Here is a 23,572-nt window from a genome sequence, read left to right on the forward strand (position 1 = left end):
TAGTCCATGCCCAGTTAACTTCATGTCATATTCCCCCTTATTTCCAGCATACGAATAGTGAGTTGATGTAAAGCACTGGGAAAGGGGACCTAACGCGAATGGACTGGATAAACGATCAGATTATTCGATTGGCACAATCTTCGCTGCCTCAAGGTGCAGAGCTGGTCATGATGGATCATCCTTCGAATGAATATGCCATCTATCCGCAGGATTTGAGCGGGGATGGCGTTCCAGAGCTCACGGTTATCTATCGCTGGGAAAATGAGCTTTATGTTCACATTTTGCAATACCGTCATATCGGTTGGATGATTGCAGCAGCGGCAAAAGGGGAAGGTTATGGCGTTGCAGAGCTGACAGCAGCTCCCGTGACAACCCGCATGGTTAATAATCTTATTATTAATTGGCGTACTGGAGAAGAGCAGACAAAAAGAGCCGTCTATGAATGGAGTCCGCTTGGCTTCCGTAATGTGGTACCTGATGATCAAGAGCTGGAAACAAGGGCGATATCGCTTTATCCGGGATCGGAGAAAACAACCCGCGGAACAAAATGGGGATACATTAATGGGATCGGGACGATGGCCATTCCTGTCCGTTTCAACTATGCGGAGGATTTCCAGACAAATGGGCTAGCCATTGTACAAGAGGATAATGGAAGCGGGTTAATTAATACGACTGGGGCATATTTTGTTAGGCCGAAATACAGCTATATTGCTCCTTTCTCGGAAGGAAGAGCGGTTGTGATCGACGAGAAGGGTCATTATCGACTAATGAATGATTCAGGTGATATTCTCACGAGCAAAGATTACTCCTATATGGCCGATATACATGACGGAAGAGCAATGGTCAACAACCAGCAGGCAGATGGTAAAACGATGTACGGTTATATTGATCGTTCTGGTAAAGAAGTGATTCCACTTCGTTATGAGGATGCCAGCGATTTTGCTAACCACCGCGCTATCGTGAAGGTAAAAGATAATCAATATGCCTTGATTCGTCATGACGGGTCGACTGAGGCGGAATATCATTTTCCATTCGTTGGGGTGCTTGGAGATGGATTATTGCCTTTCCAGCAGACGGTTAATGGGAAATACGGGTATATCAATGAGAAGGGCAATGTGCGGATTCAACCGGCATATTCCACCGCTTTTCCATTCCAGAACGGGCGTGCGATTGTGAATAACGCGGATGATTTTGGCTCGGAATACGGCTTGATTGACACGAGAGGTAATGTCGTTATTCAAACCATCTACAACGATATTCAAGCTTTAGGCCAGCAGCGTTACGCAGTTGGAAAAGCAATTGACCCGGACCAGCCGTTCCTCGGATCGATGTATGCGATATTTGATGCGGATGGTAAGCGGCTGACTGAGTTTATTTATACGAATGTCATGGAATACAAGAGAGGACTCGCTTCCGCCAGTAACGGTAAAACAACCTTCTTCATTAATACAAGCGGTAACCCTGCTCCTGGCTATCCACAATTTGAGGGGAGCGGGACGCTGAAGCTGGAGGATGATCTCATACAGGTCAATATTGACCAACGTATTAAATATGCGGCCCGTAATGGGCGGATTATATGGGAACCTAACACGGTTATTCCACTTCGTCTTCCTTATTACGTGAGGGAGCATAAGTATAAACCAAACAAGGATTATGTCGTCTATTATCCGGCTGTTGAAGGAATTCCCGATCATGCCGCGCAGGAACGGGTGAACGAAACGCTTAAAGTGCTGTCCCAAGTGAAGCCGATTCCAGGAGATGAGCAGCTTGGTTATACGTATTCGGGAGATTTTGACGTCACCTTCTTCAAGAAGAACCTGCTTGAAATCGAGATGACAGGTTACAATTATCCTGCCGGAGCAGCGCATGGCATGCCAACTCAGGTGTATTCACATATCAATGTGACGAATGGTGCGATGTATGCCTTGAAGGACTTGTTTAAGCCGGGCAGTAATTATGTAAAAGTACTCAGTGATATTGTAGGCGAGCAAATTAAGACAGATCCGCAATATGACTATGTGTTCCCGGATACGTACAAGGGGATAAAGCCGGATCAGCCGTTCTTCGTTACGCAGGATGCGCTGCATTTGTATTTTCAGCCCTATGATATTGGCCCTTACGCTGCGGGATTCCCGACGTTTAAGATACCGTTCGAAGAGATTAAGAGCATCATTGATGAGCGGGGTGATTTCTGGCGAGCGTTCCATCCTTAATGGGCTTGAATGAGGGCTAGTGTGACCCATAACAAATGATACAAGTTCACGAATAAGTACAGCAGGAATAAAGCGACAGCTGAGACATGCATCCATTGACGGCTTTTCAATTGGGGAAAGAGCAGGAGAAAGAGAAGCGGCAGGATCAGTTTAATGCCATAATAAGCTGCAAAATGCCAATCATAGAGCCAAGAAACGAATGGATTCATCTCGGTTATGAGATTTAATCGAATACCAATATCGGTAAAGACAGCGTCGGTAAGGCTGAAAAAGAAGAGCCACATGAGCATGGCACGCATCGGCAGCCGATGGATGACAGACATTCCAACACATCCCGTTCTTGTAAATAATGTTATACTATAATGATACATTTTGTATCAAACCAAAGCAAGCAAGCGCATGGAGATTCCCTACCTATAGGGGATTTCGATGCGCTGTTTTTCATTTTGGCGCTGACTAAGTTGTGCTGGTATAATAAGGTGGTAAAAGAAATGTATTCGACACTACTCGGATGGAGCTGAGAAACGTGCAAAGCTCGCCATTATCTTCCTTTCATCCATCGCTTGCGGAATGGTTCGGAGCTAAATTTGGGGATCCGACCGATGTGCAAAAACAAGCATGGAAAGCGATTGCAGCAGGCGAAAACACGCTGATTGCCGCTCCAACGGGGTCGGGCAAAACATTGGCGGCTGTCCTTCCATGCCTTGATGCGATCGCACGAATAAAAGCTCAGAAGCATGAGGCCGGAGTTCGGCTTATTTATATTACGCCACTGAAAGCATTAAACAACGATATTCACGATCATCTGGTTGCCTTTATCGAGCAGATTGATAAGCATGCGGCTTCAGCGGATAACAGCTGGCCAGGTCTTCGCAGCGGGGTCCGGACAGGAGATACTTCCAGCTCAGTTCGATCCACTATGTATCGGAAACCACCGGATATTCTGGTCACGACGCCGGAGTCACTCTACATTCTGCTGACCTCCGAGAAGGGAAGGCAGATGCTGAAGACGGTCTCCTTCGCTATTATTGATGAGATTCATGATCTGGCAGCAGATAAAAGAGGATCTCATCTTTCTTTATCTCTGGAACGGCTGGAGTTATGGTGCGGCCGGCGTATACAACGGATTGGCGTATCGGCTACGCAAAAGCCATTGGAACGGGTGGCCCGTTTTTTAGGAGGCTGGCAGGAAGCACCTAACAGCGTGGAAGAAGGAATAGCAGAAGAAGATAACATAGAGCTGTTCCGTCATCCGCTTGGATACCATCCTCGCCCGGTGACGATTGTGGAAAGCCATATGGTTAAAAAGCTTGAAGTCACATTAACGATGCCTGATCAATCGCAGCCCATGCAGACCCGTGATGCGGTCTGGCTGCCGATACTGGACAGGCTCTTTGCACTGATGACCGATTGCTATTCGGTCATTATCTTCGTCAACAGCCGCCGCCTCTGTGAGCGGCTATGCCTTCGGCTGAACGACCATGCTGGCTATGAGATGGCGAGGTCCCATCATGGCAGCATTGCGAAGGAGCGCAGGCTGGAAGTTGAGCGGATGCTGAAGGCTGGCGAGCTTCGCTGCATCGTGGCCACCTCCTCGCTGGAGCTTGGCATCGATGTTGGGCATATCGAGCTGGTTATCCAGCTCGATTCGCCGATTGAAGCCGCATCCGGCATTCAGCGGATCGGCAGGGCAGGGCATGCCGTCGGCAGCGCCAGCCGCGGCGCCCTTGTTGCCCGGCAGCGAGGAGTGCTGCCGGAAATGGCCGTGCTCGGCAAACAAATTGCCGAGCGTGACATTGAGCCGATTCGGATCCCAAGGGATCGGCTTGATGTCCTATCACAGCAGACGATTTCTATCGTCGCTGCGGAGGACATGGCTGTAGGCGATCTGCATCGGCTGATCGCCCGCAGTGACAGCTACCGCAGCTTCCCGATGGGGAGGCTGCGCGGAATGCTTCAGGTGCTGGCGGGCTTTTACCCGTTTGCCCGGCCGCGGCTGGATTGGAACCGCGATACGGATACGCTCGTGAAGCGGAAGAATACGATGATTGGCGCGCTTACTGGCGCAGGAACGATACCCTCCAGCTCGGCTTATCCGGTGCATCATGTGGACAGCCGCGTCCATCTAGGTGAGCTCGATGAAGAGTTCGTTCAGGAGAGCCGCGTAGGTGATGTGTTCCAGCTTGGCATGAACGGCTGGATGATTCGACGGATTGATAAGGATCGTGTGTATGTGTCTGAGGCGGGCAATCGCTTTAGTGAGATACCGTTTTGGCGTAATGAAGGACTTGGACGTTCCTATTCCCTTGGGAAGAAGGTTGGAGCGTTTATTGCTGAGATAGAGCGGCGTTTGCTTGAAGGGGAAGATGACAAGCTTCTGGCTTGGATCACCGAGAACTACCAGATGGATGACTACACTGGTGAGCAGCTGTTGTCCCTTATTCGTTCCCAGCAAGCTATCTGTGACCTTCCGACGGATAAGCGGATTGTAATCGAGACTTATCGGGATCTCATGAACCAGACCCATGTCATTATGCATAATCCGTTTGGCAGAAGGCTAAACCGAACTTGGCTGCTCGCCATTGAGCGGCAGTTCGAGCTGCTTCTGCCCTACCGGCTGTACGGCAATGCGAAGGATAACGGCATCGAGTTCGTCCTGCCCGAATGGGATTCCTCCTGGCTGCAGACGATCTGGCAGGTTACACCTTCTAATGTAGAGGCACTGTTGACCGAAGCGATTACCGGGTCACCGCTGCTAGCCATTGCATTCCGGCATATTGCCGAGACTTCGCTGCTGTTATCACGCAGTTTCGGAAGGACGCCGCTGTGGCAGAAAAGGCTGCGCAGTGAGGAATTGCTTCGCGAAGCGCTTCCTTATGCCGAGCATTTTCCTTATTTGACGGAAGCGATGAAGGAATGTCTTCATGATTATTTGTCGCTTGAGGATCTTCGCGCGCTATTAACTTCTATTCAAGATAATGAGATAGAAGTTGTGGTGAAGGAGACGGAATATCCTTCTCCGATGGCAACGCAGTTTCTTGCTGATTATGTAAATATGCGGATCTATGAAGGTGACGGACTTGATCCCGCCATTCAGATGCAGCTTATGAATGTAAGTAAGGATCTGGCTGGCCGATTGTTTGGTGAAGAAGCGGTGCGTAACGCCATTCCTCAGCAAGTGCTGGAAGCAGAGCGGGAAAGACTGTCGGAGCCGGAGCTTGAGATACGCGAAGCTCGAGATGTCGTAAGCCTGCTGAAACGACGTGGTGATTTGGCAGCTGATGAACTTATACAGCTGGCTGGAACAGAAGCTTTGCAATGGGCAGAGCAGCTTCAGCGAGATGGTGAACTTACAAGCTACTTGCCCTCTGAGGATATGCCTCAGGAGGAGCAACGGTGGATTTGCAGGGATGAGCAGGAGATCTATTCGAGCTTCCCTGCTACCGATGAAGCTTCGGCTTTCATAATTCGCCGGTTTGCCGACAATCGGATCTCATTTACCGAAATAGAGCTGTGTGAACGGTATCCAAAGCTGACTCTTGCAGAGGCGAGAAGGCTCGTCGATAAGCTGCGAGAAGAAGGCAGCTTGGAGCAGGCGCCATTCGCTGCTTCTCCTGAGGAGCGGATCTGGTCGAGCCGCCGCGCTGCAGAGCGTATGATCCGCTTGTCCATAGGCGAAGCACGCAAGCAGGTGCAGCCTGCATCGCCTATAAGATGGTGCGTTCAGATTGCCCTTCGCCAGCATGCGCTGCAGGGGGCTCAGCTTCGCGGAAGCGAGGGGTTAAGGCTTGTGATCGAGCGGCTTCAGGGGATTTATTTGCCGTTATCCCATTGGGAATCCATTATTTTCCCTTCTCGTGTTGCGGATTACAGGAAGGAAGAACTGGATTTGCTCTGCGCAGCCGGTGAGGTGTTGTGGTTAGGCAAGAAACAGCCGGAAGAGAAGGAAGGAAAGATCGCTTTCTTCCTTGCAAGCAGCCGTTCGATCTATGAGCCCTATTTGGCAGAAAGTAAAGAGAAGAAGTCTTCACATCCCGAACTCCTGGACATGCTGCAACGTAACGGGGCTAGCTTCTTGACACGCCTAGCAAGGGAAACAGGACAACTACCTACTGAATTGTTATCAAGCTTGCTTGATCTGGCTTGGGAGGGCCAGGCATCCAATGACCAATTCGCGCCGCTTCGATTGTTAACCTTGAAGAAAGGAAAGGATTGGGCAAAGACAGGCTCAGGTCTAGGAAGATGGTATTGGGCTGCAAGCTTGATTGAAGATTTGCCGCTGCAAGAGGTTCCTGCTCCCGGGAATCACAATTCAGACCCACCGGAAATGTACTGGATTCGCCACTTGCTGGACACGTACGGAATCGTGACCAAAGAGCTCGCTTCATCGGTTACTCCGTACAGCTGGGATCGTCTCCAGCCCGTACTGCGCAGACTTGAGGAGTGGGGGACACTGACACGCGGATTATTTATCGAAGGTGCGGTCACGATGCAGTTTACAACTCCGGATATGGCCGATGCCATTCGCAAGCCGCTTCCTGCAGGAGCACGCAGCAATACGGCTCTCACCTTGCTCTCGGCTGTTGATCCAGCAAATCCGTTTGGTCTCATGATGGAATGGCCGGAGCGTCAAGGCTGTACATTTGCACGCAAGCCGGGACATTTTTTAATTATTCGTGGGGATCAGTGGCTATACTGGATCGAAAACAACGGGAAACGAATTCATTCCATGCAGCCGAATGATTCGGACGCCCTTCCTGCTGCAGATGAGTTGAAGTTTATCTTTAAGACACTGCTGCACAGACAGCATCTCACTAAGATTGTGGTTGAACAATGGAACGGCGAAGCCGTTACATTAACCCAAGAAGGTGCGTTGCTGAAGGAAATAGGAGCAGAAAGCGATAAAAAGTCTCTGGTCTTATGGCAAAGCCAATTGAAATAGAAGCAGTCGAACTAGTCAGACGAAAGGGGATCATTACGTGCGGCATATGATGAAATATGTCAAAAAATACGGGCTGCTGTTTATTGTTTCCGTATTGTTAGTAAGCATCGAAGCGCTTGGTGATTTGCTGCAGCCAACCATGATGTCCCATATCGTGGACGAAGGTGTAGCGAACAAACAGATGGATACGGTGCTGCGATTTGGCGGCTGGATGCTGCTTATAACACTTGGTGGTGCGCTTGCGGCCTCTGGCCGCAATATCGTTTCGAGCATCGTGTCCCAGCGTTTTGGTGCGGAGCTGCGCCAAGATTTATTTGAGAAAATACAAGGACTCAGCTTTGAAAGTGTGGATCGTTATGACCGCGCTTCGCTTGTAACAAGACTGACGAATGATGTGACGCAAGTGCAGAACTTCGTCAACGGCATGATGCGTATTTTCGTCAAAGCACCTATGCTCTGTATCGGGGGCTTTGTTATGGCCTTCCGCTTAAATCCTTATTTGTCCATTGTTCTAATGATTGTTATTCCAATTGTCGGCTTAATGATTGTGCTGAATATGAAGGTTGGACTGCCATTATTTCTTAAGGTACAGAACGCTCTTGATCGGCTTAACGGTGTAATGCGCGAATATTTGTCAGGCGTAAGGGTGGTCAAAGCGTTTAATCGGTTTGATCTGGAAGTCGGCAAATTTAATGGCATCAATAAGCAATATGAGTCCCGTGCAATATCCGCACAGCGGGTGATGGCGGTGTTCAGCCCAGGTGTAACGCTAACGATGAATATCGGGATTGTGGCGGTTATCTGGCTGGGAGGCATTCGAGTCAATAGTGGTCACACACAAGTGGGACATATTATCGCGTTTGTTAACTATATGACACAAATCTTATTCTCGCTGACGACCATGACGATGATCTTCAACATGTTTGTACGGGCAAAGGCATCGACAGGCCGTATCGTAGAAGTGCTTGCTGAAGTTAATACGATGGAAAATCATTCGACACCAATGCCAATGCAGTCAATGCAGTCAATGCAGTCAATGCAGTCAATGCAGTCAATGCAGGGTAAAGGAGCTATTGAATTTGACAATGTCAGCTTTTCTTATGAAGGGCCGGATGGAGAGCCTGTTCTTAAATCTATTAGTTTCACCTGCCAGCCTGGTGAGACATTAGCCATCATTGGTTCAACAGGTTCAGGCAAAAGCACATTGGTCAATTTAATTCCACGTTTTTATGATGTTACGGAAGGTTCTGTGAAAATAAACGGCGTTAACATTCGCGATTTGGACACGCATGAGCTTAGGGAGAAGATTGGGATTGTACCTCAAAAGTCGATTTTGTTCACCGGACCGGTCATCGATAATCTCCGAATTGGTAAACAAGATGCTTCCGTAGATGAGGTAGTTGAAGCGGCCAAAATGGCTTCCGCACATTCCTTTATTTCTGAATTGCCGGAGCAGTACAATACGTTGATCGGCCAAGGCGGCGTAAACTTCTCAGGCGGACAGAAGCAGCGGATCTCGATAGCGAGAGCTCTTATACGGAAGCCAGAAATTCTCATTTTGGACGATTGTACAAGCGCACTGGACAGCGCGACAGAGGCATCTATCAAACGTGCCATTAATGAATACGCCAAAGATGTCACTTGTCTGTTAATTGCTCAGCGGATCTCGTCTGTGAAGGATGCCAATACCATCCTTGTTATGGATGACGGAGAGATTGTAGGCATGGGAAGCCACGACAGTCTGCTGCAAACTTGTCATGTCTATCAAGAAATTTATCGCTCTCAAATCGGCAAGGAGGTGGACAATCATGCCTCAGCCTAATTCAAATCCAGCAGTTAATGGCGGCGGAGCTCCAAGTCAGGAAGTGAACGTCCCGCCAATGGCTGGACGGCCAGGCGGGCCAGGTGGTCCTGGGTTCGGAGGACGCGGAGGACCTAAGCAAAAACCAAAAAATTTCAAAGGCACCTTGTTTCGGCTTTGGGGTTATCTAAGCGGCGAACGCAAACAGCTGGGTATTGTATTTGGTTTCATCCTTATTGATTCGGCCATTATGCTGTTAGGTCCATATCTGATTGGTGTAGCAGTTAATGCAATGGTAGGTGGAGATAACACAGTTGATTTCAAGCTGCTGCATATCGTTCTCATCGCGTTGGCAGCCGCTTATGTGGCAGATGCTTCCTTGTCCTTCCTGCAAGGATGGATGATGGCAGGCATCTCCCAGCGGATTGTCAGCCGTCTTCGCCGAACCTTATTCCAGAAGCTGCAACGGTTGCCGCTTGTCTATTTTGACACCCGAAGACATGGGGAACTAATGAGCCGGCTGTCCAATGACATCGATAACGTCAGTACTTCTGTCTCACAGACAGCTGCTCAACTCATGAGTGGATCTATCGCCTTGCTTGGCTCACTCATTATGATGCTTGTGCTTAGTCCGCTGTTGACGCTTGCCAGCCTGATAACGGTGCCTCTCGTATTTTTACTCGCTAAGACGATTACGAAACGTACGAGTGCGTTATTTAAGAACCAACAGGCTCAGCTTGGCAGGCTGAATGGTCAAATTGAAGAGACCATTACAGGTTTTCAGGTCGTAAAAGCATTTAACTATGAAGAGCCGTCCATTGCTGATTTCCGCAAGGATAATGATGAGCTGTGCAAAGTAAGTACGAAAGCTCAAATCTGGTCGGGCTTTATGATGCCGCTGCTCAGCGTAATTAGTAATATCGGATTTGCTGCGGTGGCGATCGTAGGTGGTGTGATGGCGGTAAAAGGAATGATTACAGTTGGCGTTATTGCCAGCTTCCTCAGCTATTCCCGTCAATTTGTCCGCCCAATGATGGACCTGGCGAATACTTATAACGTTCTGCAGTCGGGGATCGCAGGGGCTGAACGGGTATTTGAAGTATTGGATGAGAATGAGGAAGTCGAAGATCGTCCTCATGCAATCGAGTTAACCAATCCGAAGGGTGAAGTTGTCTTCGAGAACGTTCAGTTTGGCTATCGCAGTGATGTGCAAATCCTGAAAGGGATCAGCTTCAAAGCAGAAGCTGGCAGCAGCACAGCTCTCGTTGGACCAACAGGGGCGGGGAAAACGACGGTCATCAACATGCTCAGCCGTTTTTATGATGTAACGGGTGGACGAATCTTAATTGATGGCAGTGATATCCGGGATTATACGAGAGATAGTCTCCGCCGAAGCTTCGGAATTGTGCTGCAGGATACGTATTTATTTTCAGGTACAGTGAAAGAGAATTTGAAGTACGGCAATCCGAATGCAACAGATGAGGAAGTCCGCAGGGCAGCACGCACAGCGGGAGCAGATGGCTTCATTCGCCGCTTGCCGCAGCAATACGATACACCTCTGACGGAAAATGGGGGGAATCTAAGCCAAGGACAGCGTCAGCTGCTCGCCATCGCAAGAGCGATCCTGGCGGAGCCATCTATCCTCATTCTCGATGAAGCAACAAGCAGCATTGATACTCGTACTGAGCTTCGGATTCAGGCTGCTATGCTTCAAATGATGGAAGGGCGCACAAGCTTCATTATTGCGCACAGACTGTCCACGATTCAGAATGCCGACACGATTCTTGTCATCGACAAGGGAACCATTGCAGAGCAGGGTTCGCATCATGAATTGATGGAGAAGGAAGGCATTTATTACGGGATGCACCGGAATTTAACGGTATAGGAGAAGAGCAGGATCAACTCAGCTGGAGTGGTCCTGTTCTTTTTTTTTGCTACCCTATCACTCTACCGTCATTATTCTATCATTTGTGATCTCTAGTAGAAGTTGATATACTAGACAAATGCTAAACTTCCACTTGTTGGTAGATAAAGGATAGAGCATGGGAGGCTTGTAAGTAATGAATCAATGGGGAATTAAATCAGCAGCTGCGCTGCTGGCGCTGGCTTTACTGACGAGTAATTTGACGACAGATCAGGCCAATGCCGCAGCTGCTGCAACAACAGCTTCAACCGTTCCAGCAAAAACGACGATTCTATTAGATGATATTGAACTGCCTTTTGACACACCACCTATCATTGTGAAGGGCGTTACCTTTGTACCGTTCCGTACGATTGGTGAGGCACTTGGCCTTCAGAAGGTCGTGTGGAGTGATGCTACTCAGACGGTTACAGCGGAAGGTACAAAGCAAGGGAAAGCTATTAAGCTTTCGATGAAAATTGGCAGCAGCACAGCGGTTGTTAACGGCACTAATGTTAAGCTGCCAGCAGCGCCTATGATGAAAAATAATCGAGTTCTCATTCCATTAAGCTTTTTCAGCACGCAATTTGGTGCTCAGGTTGGCTGGAGCCAAGCGACCAATACTGTAACGATTAAATCGCCGCAAAAGGCGATCCATCTTCGTACTTTCTATGCTTTATCATCATTTGCAGAACGGGATCTGGTGGATTCCGCTAACTCTGTTGCATTTGGATGGAGCCGTATTGACAGGGATGGTCATTTCACGCTTGAGGGTTCTGAATATCGTGTGCCGCAGCCAAGTGGAGATGTTACGCCTCAGTCGCTGGTCAGTGATGCAACATCCAAATCGATTAAGCCTTACTTGATGGTGTATTCGCTTGATGGGCAAAATGAATTAACGAATATGATGAGTAACGAAACGCTGCGTACAAACTCCATCAATGGGATTACGAAAGCGATCACTGATTATGGCTTTGGCGGAGTAGTATTGGACTTTGAAGGGTTAGGTTTTCAACTCGACAAAGTTGAGCAGCAGAAGCTTCTGAATGTGTATGCGAAGCAGTTAAAGGATGCTTTGCCTCAAGGTGCAGCTTTATCGCTTGTCGTTCATGCGCCTAACAGCGCATACCAAGGGTATGATTACAAGACGCTTGCTTCCATTGCTGATGATCTTATTCTAATGGCGTACAAATATAATCCATCAGGTACAGGTCCTCAGGTGCCAGAGCCTAATAACAAGGTTAATGATGCGATTCAGCAAGCTTTGAAGGCCGGTGTGCCTAAATCCAAGCTGCTGCTTGGTATCGATCTGAGAGCCGAAACACCTCAGTCTATCGATGATAAGCTTGGTCTGGTGAAACGTTATCAGTTAAAAGGTGCAGCACTTTGGCGCTTAGGCTTGTTCCGCCAATACTCACCGGATCTAATTGCAGCAATCAACAAGTCAGTTATTAAACAATAGATTTGCAGTAATAAGCGGTAGAATGGGACGAAGGTCCGACTCTACCGCTGTTTTTTTAGATTAGCCCGAACCCTATTCTCTCCTCCTCATATTAATAGAGTAGTAGAGTTGATAGGGGGGGATTCCATGGTTGAAGCAATCAAACTGGCTCACGGTAAAGTTGTTGTTTTAAAGACGGTTTCTGGCGAAGAGATCGTTGGCAAAGTTGTTAAAGTGAAAAATGGTATCGTTGTACTTAAATTATTTAAAGCAACGATCTATGTTGCTATTAACAAAATTATTGCCGCAGTCATTCGTTAATGGAACAAACAATAAAACCGCGTATCCCGCGGTTTTTTGTTTGGCTTAACAACCCGGATAAGGCAAAATGTCATTAATATCATTAAAGCTGTAGTGGAAAGTAGCGAACTGCGTGGCGTACATATATTGCATGATATAGACCTCTCCGCCTTGTACTGAACAGATGACACCGGATACGCCTTGCCCGTTGCGAAGAGAGATCCCGACTGGGCGGCCGATCATCATCATTGCTTTTTGCTGAATGGACATTTGACCTGGCATTAACATTCCAATCAACCTCCTGATTGACTTTGATGGTATAATGTTGGATAGACTGTCAGCATCGTGAAGAATGGAGCTTTGAAGTATGAAGAAATTCAAGAAATTTTATATCGAAATTACGAGTATCTGTAATTTATCCTGCTCTTTCTGCCCGCCAACTGAGCGCGCGAAAGGTTTCATTAGCGTAGAGGATTTTACAAAACGATTAGAGCAAATCAAGCCGCATACGGACTATATATATTTTCATCTGAAGGGCGAACCTCTGCTTCATCCGAAAATTGACCAATTGCTCGATATTAGCCATGAACATGGCTTTAAGGTGAATATTACAACGAACGGAACGCTGCTTCAGAAAAATAAACATAAGCTTCTGTCGAAGCCAGCGCTGCGTCAGATGAATTTCTCACTGCATAGCTTTGACGGACATGAAGGGTCAACAGATAAAGAGGGATATATTGGTGGTGTGTTATCTTTCGTCCGCGAAGCGATGGATCAGACAAACATGATCGCTTCATTCCGTCTCTGGAATCTATCCCAAGATAATATGACGAATGCAGAAAAGCAGCGGAATCGTGAAATTTTAGAAATGATTGAGAAGGAATTTGAACTCGATTATTTCATTGAAGAAAAGGTCGTTCCAGGCAGCGGGGTCAAAATTGCCGATCGTGTCTACTTGAATCAGGACTATGAGTTTGAATGGCCGGATCTTAGAGCGAAAGAGGATGACGGAAAAGGCTTCTGTTACGGGCTTCGCAATCAGGCTGGCATTCTGATCGACGGTACAGTAGTGCCATGTTGCCTGGATGGAGAAGGCGTCATTAATTTGGGCAATATTAATAATCAGCATTTCTCAGATATTGTTGAAGGTGAGCGCGCGAACAATCTGGTAGACGGCTTCTCAAGACGAGAAGCAGTTGAAGAGCTTTGCCGCAAGTGTGGGTACCGCCAGAGGTTCGGCAAATAAGAGAACATACGGACAGCCGTGAACGTTATACGTTTACGGCTGTTTTTCTTTTAACACAATGCAAATAGGATCGTAAAGTCAAGTACGATACATGGCGTTAAAGATGGGAAACAGTAAGCAATTACAAAACCGAATAGATTCGTTACCGGGAAGAACAGGTAGACATCGTTAAATGTAAAAGCTAACGTCCATCGGTTGTAGCAAAAGCCAGGCAAAGCTCGATCATTGGGATTCCTTGGCCCCATTGAACCAAATTGTGCAAGCTGAAGGCCTTGCGAAAGCGATTGCGGGCGCTGTTGAATGAATGATTGCAGCATGGAAGGATTGCCTTTCAGCATATTGTACAGATTAACCATATCTTGTGGAGGTCTTGCCCCTGGACGTGGATGCTGGACTAATATATTTTGCAGATTGGTTCCTTGTAATTGGGGTGGCACGCCGCCTCCGGATGGTGGCATTGTACCGGGCTGCATAGGAGGGAATGGAGGAAGACCTCCTCCACCGCCGCCAGGAATACCAGGAGTGAATGGCGGTAAACCGCCCGGACCAAGAGGGCTGCCTGGGCCGCCCGGAACCCCTGGCAATGGAAGGCCTGGCTGAAAGCCGCGAACCGAAGCTTTTTTGGGTGATGTCTTACGTTTCATGAACCGTATGCACCCTTTCGTCAAATATACTTCTTCATCCTATGAAGGTATTTGCCTAAGGGTGATTAGCCCATTAATTCTTTAAAGTAACGTCTTGCACGTTGAGAGGAGTAGATGGCTGGAACACCGGAACAGAGGTAACCAATTGCGCATCCGATCAGCATGTACAGCCAGCCATAGCCATGCAAGCCAAACAGCTCGATGCCAAGAATGAAGCTTGCAAGTGGTGTGTTAGTTGCCCCGCTGAAGACGGAGATCAAACCGATTCCGGCTAACAATGGGACAGACACAGAGAGAAGCTGCGCTAAGGCGCTGCCAAGCGTGGAGCCAATGACGAATAGTGGAGTGACTTCTCCGCCTTGGAATCCGGTTCCAAGGGTAAGAGCGGTAAAGATAGTCTTCCACAGGAAGGCAAATGGCGATGATGCCTCCTCGAAGGAGTGTGCGAGCAGCGGTAAGCCAAGCCCCAAGTAGTCTCGCGATCCGACGATATAGACAAGTGCGATAACGATTAGGCCGCCAACAAAGCTTTTCATCATCGGATTAGGCAGTTTCTTGGCGAACCAAGCTTTCAGACGATGCGTTAAGGTTACGAATAAGAGGGCAGCTAGTCCAAAGAGGACAGATGCGGTAACCATTTTGAGCAGCAGTAAGCCACTTAGAGCCGGGACATGGCCAATCGAGTAATGATGGTGATGAACACCCCAAGCTAAGGTCGTAAAGTGGCCAATATAACTTGCCAGAAAGATTGGCAGGATCGATTCGAGTGAAATAGCGCCAAGAGCTGCTACTTCTAGGGCAAATATCGCTCCTGCGGCAGGTGTTCCAAAGACAGAGCCAAAGCCGCTGCTTATTCCGCATAGCAGGATGATTTTGCGTTCGGCTGAGCTAAGATGGAATCTTTTGCTTACGAGCTCTGCGAAGCTGCCACCCATTTGAACGGCGGTTCCTTCCCGCCCAGCCGAACCGCTGAACAGATGCGTGACGAGAGTACCAAAGAGGACAAGTGGTGCCATACGAAACGGGACTGCCGTTTCACCGCCATAAATCCGATCGAGCAGCAGATTGTTTCCTTTTGCGGCGTCTTTGCCATATTGAAGATAAAGCCAGCTTACAAGCGCTCCACCGAGAGGTAAGAGCCATAGGAGCCAAGTATGCGACAGCGAAGTTGAAGTAGCCCATTCTAGGGTCGTAAGGAATAAGGCAGATGACGAGCCCGTACATATTCCAATGATGACGGCGAGTGCTAGTCGTTTGACGTTTATTTTAAGAAAGCTTGCCATGAATGGTGAATCTCCTTACTAAAGGGAATATAGCCGAGAACAAGTATTTACTTACTATCGTACATTTTGAAAATAACGTCAATAAGATGAAGAAATGTTACACTAGAGGAAGAGAGCTGGAGTGGATGATAAGGATAAAGGAGACTGCATGAATTATGTTGTTTACAACCTTAGAACAACTGGATAATCAGCTGTGGCCGCTTGCCGAGGAGTTGTATCACCGTTCCTTCCCGAAGGAAGGCCGTAAACCTGATTCGATTATAACTGGAATGTTTACGAGAATGACTTGTTATCTTCATACCCTCACAGATGGCGGTACCGTAGAGGCGATGGCGTTATCCGGGTTAACTGGCGGCGGGAGAATCCTGCTCATTGATTATATCGCTGTCTCTGAAAGTAGAAGAGGAGAAGGAATTGGTTCTCAGCTCATTGAAGCGATTACGGATTGGGCTCATAATGAAAAACAGCTTGATGGCCTTCTTATAGAAGTAGAGTCCGAGCGGACACCAGTGAATGAGCAGCGTATCCGGTTCTGGGAACGGAATGGGTTCACCATTACTGATTATGAGCATCCTTACATTTGGGTACCTGAGCCATATCGCGCGATGTACAAACAACTGAATCAAGAGACTGGCTGGATTGGAGACGGAAGTGGCAAAAAGTTATTCCGGTACATAACCGTTTTTCATGAAAAGGCGTATTCTAAAAAATGAGTCATTCAAATAAAGGAGGACATTCAGATGGATACCAAATTAAATACAACGTTAAATCGGAAATATATTATAGGGCTGCTTGATGAATTGCTTCGAATCCCTAGCCCAAGCGGCTACTGTATGGCTATTATGAAGCGCCTCGAAGAAGAAGCACAGAAGTTTGGTTATACGATGGAACGAACACCAAAGGGCAATGGCATCATTACCATTCCCGGCAGTGGACCTTCAACGGAAGCGATTGCCTACACCGCCCATGTCGATACCCTGGGTGCTATGGTTCGTTCGGTTAAGCCAAATGGAATGCTGCGTATTACACCAATCGGCGGATATAACATGCATACCGTCGAAGGAGAGTATTGTCTTGTACATACAAGAGATGGACGTCAATATGAGGGGACGGTCCTGTCGACGAAAACCTCTGTCCATGTCTACCCGGATGCTAGAGAGTGGAAACGGGAAGAAGCTAATATGGAGATCCGGATTGATGAATTGACTTCCAGCAAAGAAGAGACGGAGCGGCTCGGCATTGCCCCAGGTGATATTGTATCATGGGATCCTCGGGTTCGGATTTTGCTGAACGGCTGGGTGAAATCTCGTCATCTCGATGACAAAGCTAGTGTCGCGGCTTTATTTGGTCTTCTGGAATGGCTGAAGCGTACTGGCAAACAACCGGAGCGAACTGTCAAGCTGATCATTTCAACATATGAGGAAGTTGGTCACGGTAATTCGTATGTGCCTGAGGATGTTACGGAGCTTATTGCGGTTGATATGGGCACCATAGGTGACGATTTGTCCACGACTGAAAGGGATGTCTCGATTTGTGCAAAGGATTCGTCCGGTCCTTATGATTATGAAATGACATCAAGACTGATTGAACTTGCCAAGCAGCATCAGCTTCGTTATGCAGTAGATATTTATCCGCAATATGGCTCTGATGCTTCTGCTGCGCTGCGGGGAGGAAGTAATATTCGCGCGGCACTCATTGGCCCAGGTGTGCATGCGTCCCATGCGATGGAACGGACACATACGGAGGCCATCATAAATACGGCAGCCTTGCTGCTCGCATATTTAGGACTCACCGTCTCCTAAATATGATTTATTACTTTTTTGCGCTGCTTACGGCCGCGGTCATTCTGCTTGCGAATAATCCCCGGAGCGAGATGAACCGATGGGCAGCCTTTTTCTTAAGTTCAGCTGCGATTGGCGGACTGACAGATGTATTGCTTGACCAAGGTTATAAAGAGCTGGCTAATATCGAGCAGCTGCTAAACCATATGTTAACGCCTTATGGTATTCTGATCTTTAGCTTGGTGTACTCGGAGCTCGTGAAGAGCAGCAGGGCCAGACTGTATCTTAAGCTGGTTTTGCTGCTTTTGCCTATATGGATGATGTTGACGACTCCCTTACAACCAGAGCTTACGGTGAATTTCAGGTTCCTGCTGGGCTGGGCTGCACCTTATTACATTACCTCATGTTTGCTGCTGATGATATCTCTATGGAAAGAGACGAACCGCCGCAAACGTCGAAACCGGTTTATTGCCACCATTATTATTGTGCCAACCATTCTTGCGGCGCTCCTATTCATTAATGTAGCTGCTGTTCTTACGCCGGATATTGATGCTTTCCGATACGTCTCTTTGTTTATTATTTATTCACTTTCTGTCGCACTCATCTGCACATTCATTTATGGTGTACTTGGCGTAAAGCTGCGTTTTGAGAAGGATCCACTCGAAGGTACGATGAAGGCAGTCAGTTCAGGAGCAGTTCAGCTTAATCACTCGATTAAGAATGAAATAGGCAAAATCGCCATTAGCTCAGATAACTTAAAGAGAGAGCTGAGTGCTCAACTGCCTGATACGGGAACGTTATCGCATATTGAAATCATTGAAGCTGCATCCGAGCATATGCTGGGCATGGTGAACCGGATTCACAGCCAAATGAAAGATATTTTCCTTGTAGAAAAGTCTGTTAGACTCGATCAACTGGTCGACAATTGTCTTCGTCTGAATCAAGGGTTGCTCGATCGGAAAGGCATTCAGATTCAAACCATTTATAACGGTGAGCCCGTTGTAAAATGTGATCCCGTACATTTATCAGAAGCAATCAGCAATGTGTTGACCAATTCGGTGGAAGCGATGCATGAAGGCGGGAAGCTGACCATTGAATTAGTACAGGTGAAGAAAATAGTCCAGCTCTCGATTCAGGATAATGGCAAAGGGATACCCGCACAGCAATTGGAGCGAGTATTTGAGCCGTTCTTCAGTACGAAGAACCGTTCAGATAACTTTGGGCTTGGACTATCTTACGTATATAACGTCATGAGGAAGAGCGGCGGTTCTGTAGAAGTGATCAGCAAAGTGAATGAAGGAACTACCGTTGTCTTTCATTTTGCAGGTAACAGGAGGATCAAGGGATGACAGTAATCAAAATTTTTCTTGTCGAGGATGATCCAGACTGGATTAAAGCGATGACGGCTTATCTGAACAGCGAACCAGACCTTGAAGTTGTTGGTGCTGCGACTTCCTCTCATGAAGCAATTGAGAAAGCGGGGCAGCTCGAGTTTGATGTGGTCCTGCTGGACATCCAATTGACGGATTATAACGAGGAAGGCATCTATACCGCCATTGAATTGAATGACATTCATCCTGCGAGAATCATTATGTTAACCTCAATGAAAGATGAATCCATCATTATGCAGGCCTTTACGGCGGGAGCCGTTAACTATGTGGAGAAGTCCAACTATAAGGATTTGCCCCATGCCATCCGAAGCGCTCACCAGCATCCTCGTGCAATGGACGCCTTGTTGAAGGATTACGCCAGGCTGAAGCGGGAAGAGCAGCTCAAGGCGCTGACCTCAGCCGAACGCGAAGTGTTCGAGTTAATTGAGCAGGGTTATACGCAACCTCAGATGGAGAAGAAGCTGTACAAGACGGAAAGTACACTCAAAAACCAGGTTAACAAAATGCTGAAGAAGCTTGGCGTAACCAGCCGGAAGCAAGCGGTGGAAAAGGTTCGCCGTAGAGGATTGCTTCCTCCAAAATGATTATAAATGGTCGTGCGGTGAAAAACCGTTACGGCCATTTTTTTTTGTTTCTTTTTCAGTTATTGCCTCAATGCAATGCAATCATTGATTTTTTAAAATATGTTGTACAGGTTAATCCAAACGGAGCATTCGAATGATTCTGTAGAAGCGTTAGCGTTCGCTTTTGCTCGTGGTTTCCAACATTTTTTCGTCCAATCAAGGAATCCACGAGCAATGGCGATCGAAAGAACATTCGAATGTGCAGTTTGGAATATAACCCTCGATCATTTTTAACAATCAAGGGTACTAAAAAACTTAGAACTGCCCCGTCTCGCCTCCTCGCCCTAGAATGAAAGGGAAAGGAGCGAACAAACAATGAAAAGAAAACCGATCTATGTGGAACTAAAAATGAAGACGGATATGGACCAAATCTGGGCTTGTACACAAAAGGCTGAACTTCATCAGCAATGGGATTTAAGATTTTCAAGTATTACTTATCTGTCCCGCAAGTCAGAGGAAAGTCCACAATCCTTTCGATATCAAACACGTATTGGCTTTGGACTTCATATTAGCGGAAACGGTTTGACCAGGTCATCAATTAATGAAGTAACAGGCGTTCGAGTCTCGACACTTGCGTTTGGTTCTGATCAGCCAATCTCCTTAATCCGGCATGGAGCGGGTTATTGGCAGTATCGTCCGAATCCGCAGGATGACTCTATATCATTTATTACCAAATACAACTATGAGACAAGGTTTGGTGTGCTTGGTCAATGGTTTGATCGAATCTTGTTCCGTCCGATATTCGGATGGGCGACCGCGTGGAGCTTTGATGTGCTGCGGCTATGGTTGGAAAAGCAAATTCCTCCTGCAGTTAGTATACAGCGAGCAATTATCCATTACTTGAGTGTAATCTTGCTTTGCTTCCTCTGGTTATACGAAGGTATCGTGCCGAAATGGATGTATCCAGGAGCGGGTGAGCTCGGCGTGATGCAGAGTATTGGAGTGTTCGCCGGCAATGAGCCTGAACTATTGAAATGGCTTGGAGGTGCTGAGATAATACTTGGCTTCACCCTTCTAGGTTTCCATCGCAGGCGTTCCGTCTTCAACTTACAGATCGCTTTGTTGCTGGGACTAGCCGCGGGTGCAATTGCTGGTTCTCCAACCTTGCTTGCGCAGCCTTTTAACCCGGTGGTCTTAAGTGTTGGAATGATCGGTCTTTGTATCATTGCTCATTTAACCATACGTGATTTGCCAAGAGCGGGACATTGTATTCGGACTATGCCAACAAAACCTAAGGGGGAACAAGAACTATGACAAGATCGATCTACGAACAAGCTTTGGCCTCACAATTTGATAAGCTTCATCCCCGGATTCAGGAGCGTTTTGGATTCAGCAGTAAAGATCAGGCAGCTTCTATCGGGCAAGGTGTCATGGAGAGAATCTGGTTTGCGAAATGGGCGGTTTTGCCGCTTGCCTTAGGTGCATCACGTCATATCATGTTTCCGCAAGGCGGGAGCCATATTCCATTCACCATTGAGAACTATGCCTACCAAGATAAGTTCGGTCGAGAGACGATAACCTGGATCCGTAAGTTTCAATTCAAACGGACAATCCGTCATTTCGATGCAACGATGATCTACAGCGAGGAGAGACGGCAGATTGTAGATTATCTAGGTAATAAGCAGCATCTGGCTGTGGACCTGGACATTACAGCAGCCAGCAATGGAGGAATCCGAATCCGGTCCGGTGATCAGCGCTTTTATGAAGGAATTCTTCAATTTACTTTTCCGCCGCAATTAACGGGAATCGCTGAGGTTATGGAGTGGTATGATGATGAGCTGGAGAAATTCCGCATCAGCGTTCATGTTTCAAATCCTATGTTTGGGAGTGTTTTCCATTATGAAGGAAGCTTTGAAGCACAATTGATTTCACTAAACCATATTCCACTTGACGCCATGCCTCTTAGACAAGAAAAAAGAGAATAATTATTTAATTTGCAAAAAACGACATTTTTTATAGTTCAAATAGAGGAGAAAATGACTAGATGTCGAATAAAACAAGGATTAAAGCTTCATGTATTCATGAGAAATAGAGGTTGAAGCATGCATAATTCGGTGTTTTTCAAGAGTGTCATTAACTCAAACTCGCTATTTGATTCAATGGGGCTTCTTGGCCAATATTTAAAAGATACGATCGGCTGCGAGCAAATTTGTTTATTTCTAATGGAAGATTCACAGCGCCAGGAGCCTGCAGCGTATTCGTATAATATGCTGCAGTTTGATATAAACCAGCTTCAGCAGATAGCTGTTCAGGCTGATTTTTTTGAGCGTGTACCGGATGGAAGGCCTCTTAGCGAAGACGACAAGTTAGATGGAGCCAGTTTGAAGGAAACATCATTCCACACGATATATCCCTTCCATATTAATCGCAATTCAACGAATGGTACTCTCCTGCTTTGTTTTCAGTCACAAAGATCGTTAACATCTGAAGAGCTTCAAATTTGCCGAATTATCAAATTACATATGGATCAGCTCGTCGACAAGATTTATTTCCGTAAGCAATTTTTGAGACAGCAATCCTACGAAAGCTTGTTTAATACCCTGCGGATGAAAGACAGCTTTACAGTGGACCATTGCTATAACGTCGCCTTTTATTCTTCTTTGTTAGGTGAAAAGGTTGGTCTAAGCTCTAATGAGCTCGAGCTGCTGAAGCTGGCTGCTTTATTGCATGATATCGGAAAGCTGGCTATTCCCGATCATATTCTTATGAAGCCGGGACGTTTGACCGATGAGGAGTTTGATGTGATTCGTCAGCATCCTGCTATTGGTTATGAATTATTAAAGGATCTGCCTGAAGTACATGACATTCTTCCAATTGTCAGATGGCATCATGAACGAATAGACGGGAAAGGTTATCCCGATGGCCTTAAGGGGGATGAAATTCCATTTCTTGTCCGGATTGTCAGCTTAGCGGATGCTTTCGATGCGATGACTTCTACCCGTGTATACCGCAGTTCCCTGCATGTGAAGGAAGTAAGAAAACAGTTGGTGACGAATGCCAATACTCAATTTGACGAACAACTCGTCCACCAGTTTCTTGACATCATCGATGAGCAGATGACGATGAGGACCTTAATCAATGGTGAATAAATCGGAGGGAAACATGTCATTGCGTGAAAAAATTCTCATCGTTGACGATGAACCGCATAATGTACAAATTCTTCGTATATTTTTGAACTCTCTAAACTACAGCATACATACGGCAGAAAACGGCACAGAGGCACTTGCGATATATGATGAGGTTCGTCCCGATCTCGTGTTACTGGATGTGATGATGCCAGATATGTCAGGCTTTGATGTCTACAAGCACTGGATGAGCCGGGAGGGCTTTGATACCCCAATCATCTTCTTGTCTGCTAATGTACAGAAGAAAGATATTCTTCAGGGCTTGCAGCTTGGAGCTTTCGATTATTTAACGAAGCCATATGATCTTGATCTTCTTGAGATGAAGGTGAACTTTGCTATAGAGCAGAAACAAAAGCTTGATAGGCTGATGACTGCAAAAGCAAAGTTGTCCGAGAGAGCGAATACGGATGCTTTAACAGGACTATATAACCGGATGTATCTAAATGAAGTGCTTCTTGAGTCTTCTGCTCGGTTAAACGATTTCCAGGCTATGCTCATGATCGATATGGATAACTTCAAGTCGATTAATGATACATTTGGACATCTTGTGGGCGATCAGGTACTTAGAGCAATCGCATCGATTATTCAGAAGGCGATAACACCGGAGAGTGATCTTGCATTCCGGTTTGGCGGAGACGAGTTTCTGGTCCTGCTGCAGCAAGAAGAGGGTGCAGAAGAAATGGCACAGGAGATTATTCGCACGGTGAATGAGCTGGCCATCGGCTCACTAGTTGAACAGGGTGCGAATGCATCGGTCAGCATCGGAATAACGAAGAAAGTGAATAAACATTCTTTTGAACACATGATAGGTTTTGCCGATCAAGCTTTGCTGCAATCCAAACAAGGTGGTAAAAATCAAATCACGATCTATTAAACGGACAG

General features: G+C 47.0%; 19 protein-coding genes. 15 read left to right on the forward strand and 4 right to left on the reverse strand.

The annotated features are described in order from the left end of the window. Positions 1-98: 98 nt before the first annotated feature. A complete protein-coding gene (locus FHS17_RS02760; RefSeq protein ID WP_167274040.1) occupies positions 99-2,213 on the forward strand; it encodes a WG repeat-containing protein in 2,115 nt (704 codons plus the stop codon). On the opposite strand, the gene FHS17_RS02765 is transcribed toward FHS17_RS02760, so the two are convergent. Then, on the reverse strand, positions 2,210-2,536 hold the full coding sequence (locus FHS17_RS02765; protein WP_167274044.1) for a DUF5658 family protein: 327 nt from the start codon (positions 2,534-2,536) through the stop codon (positions 2,210-2,212). The genes FHS17_RS02760 and FHS17_RS02765 overlap by 4 nt on opposite strands. 203 nt (positions 2,537-2,739) lie before the next feature. Between FHS17_RS02765 and FHS17_RS02770 the strand changes: the two genes are divergently transcribed. The 5 genes from FHS17_RS02770 (at position 2,740) to FHS17_RS02790 (ending at position 12,618) form a co-directional block, all read left to right on the forward strand. Continuing rightward, the gene (locus FHS17_RS02770; RefSeq protein WP_167274049.1) at positions 2,740-7,155 is read left to right on the forward strand and encodes a DEAD/DEAH box helicase; all 4,416 of its coding nucleotides are present in this window, start codon (positions 2,740-2,742) and stop codon (positions 7,153-7,155) included. 37 nt (positions 7,156-7,192) lie between these two features. After that, positions 7,193-8,977, forward strand: coding sequence for an ABC transporter transmembrane domain-containing protein (locus FHS17_RS02775; protein WP_167274053.1), 1,785 nt, complete (start codon positions 7,193-7,195; stop codon positions 8,975-8,977). Next, complete coding sequence (locus tag FHS17_RS02780; RefSeq protein ID WP_167274058.1) at positions 8,964-10,841, forward strand: ABC transporter ATP-binding protein; 1,878 nt, start codon at positions 8,964-8,966, stop codon at positions 10,839-10,841. The genes FHS17_RS02775 and FHS17_RS02780 overlap by 14 nt, the downstream gene beginning before the upstream one ends. A 175-nt stretch (positions 10,842-11,016) precedes the next feature. Further along, positions 11,017-12,318 (forward strand): stalk domain-containing protein, encoded by a 1,302-nt coding sequence (locus tag FHS17_RS02785; protein WP_167274062.1) that lies wholly within the window; start codon positions 11,017-11,019, stop codon positions 12,316-12,318. A gap of 126 nt (positions 12,319-12,444) precedes the next feature. Next, a complete protein-coding gene (locus FHS17_RS02790; RefSeq protein ID WP_167274066.1) occupies positions 12,445-12,618 on the forward strand; it encodes a DUF2642 domain-containing protein in 174 nt (57 codons plus the stop codon). Positions 12,619-12,663: 45 nt separating this feature from the next. Here FHS17_RS02790 and FHS17_RS02795 read toward each other — a convergent pair whose 3' ends face one another. Beyond that, positions 12,664-12,867 carry a hypothetical protein gene (locus FHS17_RS02795; RefSeq protein ID WP_167276324.1) on the reverse strand — a complete coding sequence of 68 codons (204 nt, stop codon included), beginning with the start codon at positions 12,865-12,867 and terminating at the stop codon, positions 12,664-12,666. A 97-nt stretch (positions 12,868-12,964) separates the two neighbouring features. Between FHS17_RS02795 and FHS17_RS02800 the strand changes: the two genes are divergently transcribed. After that, complete coding sequence (locus FHS17_RS02800) at positions 12,965-13,843, forward strand: radical SAM/SPASM domain-containing protein (protein WP_167274071.1); 879 nt, start codon at positions 12,965-12,967, stop codon at positions 13,841-13,843. Positions 13,844-13,893: 50 nt separating this feature from the next. Here the strand turns inward: FHS17_RS02800 and FHS17_RS02805 are convergent, their stop codons facing one another. Together FHS17_RS02805 and FHS17_RS02810 are read right to left on the reverse strand one after the other, a co-directional pair. After that, entirely contained in the window at positions 13,894-14,487 is a 594-nt protein-coding gene (locus tag FHS17_RS02805) for a hypothetical protein (RefSeq protein WP_167274075.1), read from the reverse strand. 65 nt (positions 14,488-14,552) lie between these two features. After that, complete coding sequence (locus FHS17_RS02810) at positions 14,553-15,770, reverse strand: chloride channel protein (RefSeq protein ID WP_167274080.1); 1,218 nt, start codon at positions 15,768-15,770, stop codon at positions 14,553-14,555. A 155-nt stretch (positions 15,771-15,925) separates the two neighbouring features. Here FHS17_RS02810 and FHS17_RS02815 point away from each other — a divergent pair, with 155 nt between their 5' ends. From FHS17_RS02815 to FHS17_RS02850, 8 genes are all read left to right on the forward strand, one after another. Further along, positions 15,926-16,483 (forward strand): GNAT family N-acetyltransferase, encoded by a 558-nt coding sequence (locus FHS17_RS02815; protein WP_167274083.1) that lies wholly within the window; start codon positions 15,926-15,928, stop codon positions 16,481-16,483. 27 nt (positions 16,484-16,510) lie between these two features. After that, positions 16,511-17,572: a M42 family metallopeptidase gene (locus FHS17_RS02820; protein ID WP_167274087.1), complete on the forward strand. Its 1,062-nt coding sequence runs from the start codon at positions 16,511-16,513 to the stop codon at positions 17,570-17,572. 2 nt (positions 17,573-17,574) lie between these two features. Next, positions 17,575-18,900, forward strand: coding sequence for a sensor histidine kinase (locus FHS17_RS02825; RefSeq protein ID WP_167274091.1), 1,326 nt, complete (start codon positions 17,575-17,577; stop codon positions 18,898-18,900). Beyond that, positions 18,897-19,526, forward strand: coding sequence for a response regulator transcription factor (locus tag FHS17_RS02830; protein WP_167274094.1), 630 nt, complete (start codon positions 18,897-18,899; stop codon positions 19,524-19,526). Before FHS17_RS02825 ends, FHS17_RS02830 begins: the two co-directional genes overlap by 4 nt. A 354-nt stretch (positions 19,527-19,880) precedes the next feature. Next, positions 19,881-20,819 (forward strand): DoxX-like family protein, encoded by a 939-nt coding sequence (locus FHS17_RS02835; RefSeq protein ID WP_167274098.1) that lies wholly within the window; start codon positions 19,881-19,883, stop codon positions 20,817-20,819. Next, positions 20,816-21,490, forward strand: coding sequence for a DUF4166 domain-containing protein (locus FHS17_RS02840; RefSeq protein WP_167274101.1), 675 nt, complete (start codon positions 20,816-20,818; stop codon positions 21,488-21,490). Before FHS17_RS02835 ends, FHS17_RS02840 begins: the two co-directional genes overlap by 4 nt. A 117-nt stretch (positions 21,491-21,607) precedes the next feature. Next, positions 21,608-22,654 (forward strand): HD-GYP domain-containing protein, encoded by a 1,047-nt coding sequence (locus tag FHS17_RS02845; RefSeq protein WP_167274105.1) that lies wholly within the window; start codon positions 21,608-21,610, stop codon positions 22,652-22,654. Positions 22,655-22,667: 13 nt separating this feature from the next. Next, positions 22,668-23,564 (forward strand): GGDEF domain-containing response regulator, encoded by an 897-nt coding sequence (locus FHS17_RS02850; RefSeq protein ID WP_167274109.1) that lies wholly within the window; start codon positions 22,668-22,670, stop codon positions 23,562-23,564. Positions 23,565-23,572 lie beyond the last annotated feature (8 nt).

It is taken from the genome of Paenibacillus lupini, from assembly GCF_011761355.1.
GTDB lineage: Bacteria > Bacillota > Bacilli > Paenibacillales > Paenibacillaceae > Pristimantibacillus > Pristimantibacillus lupini.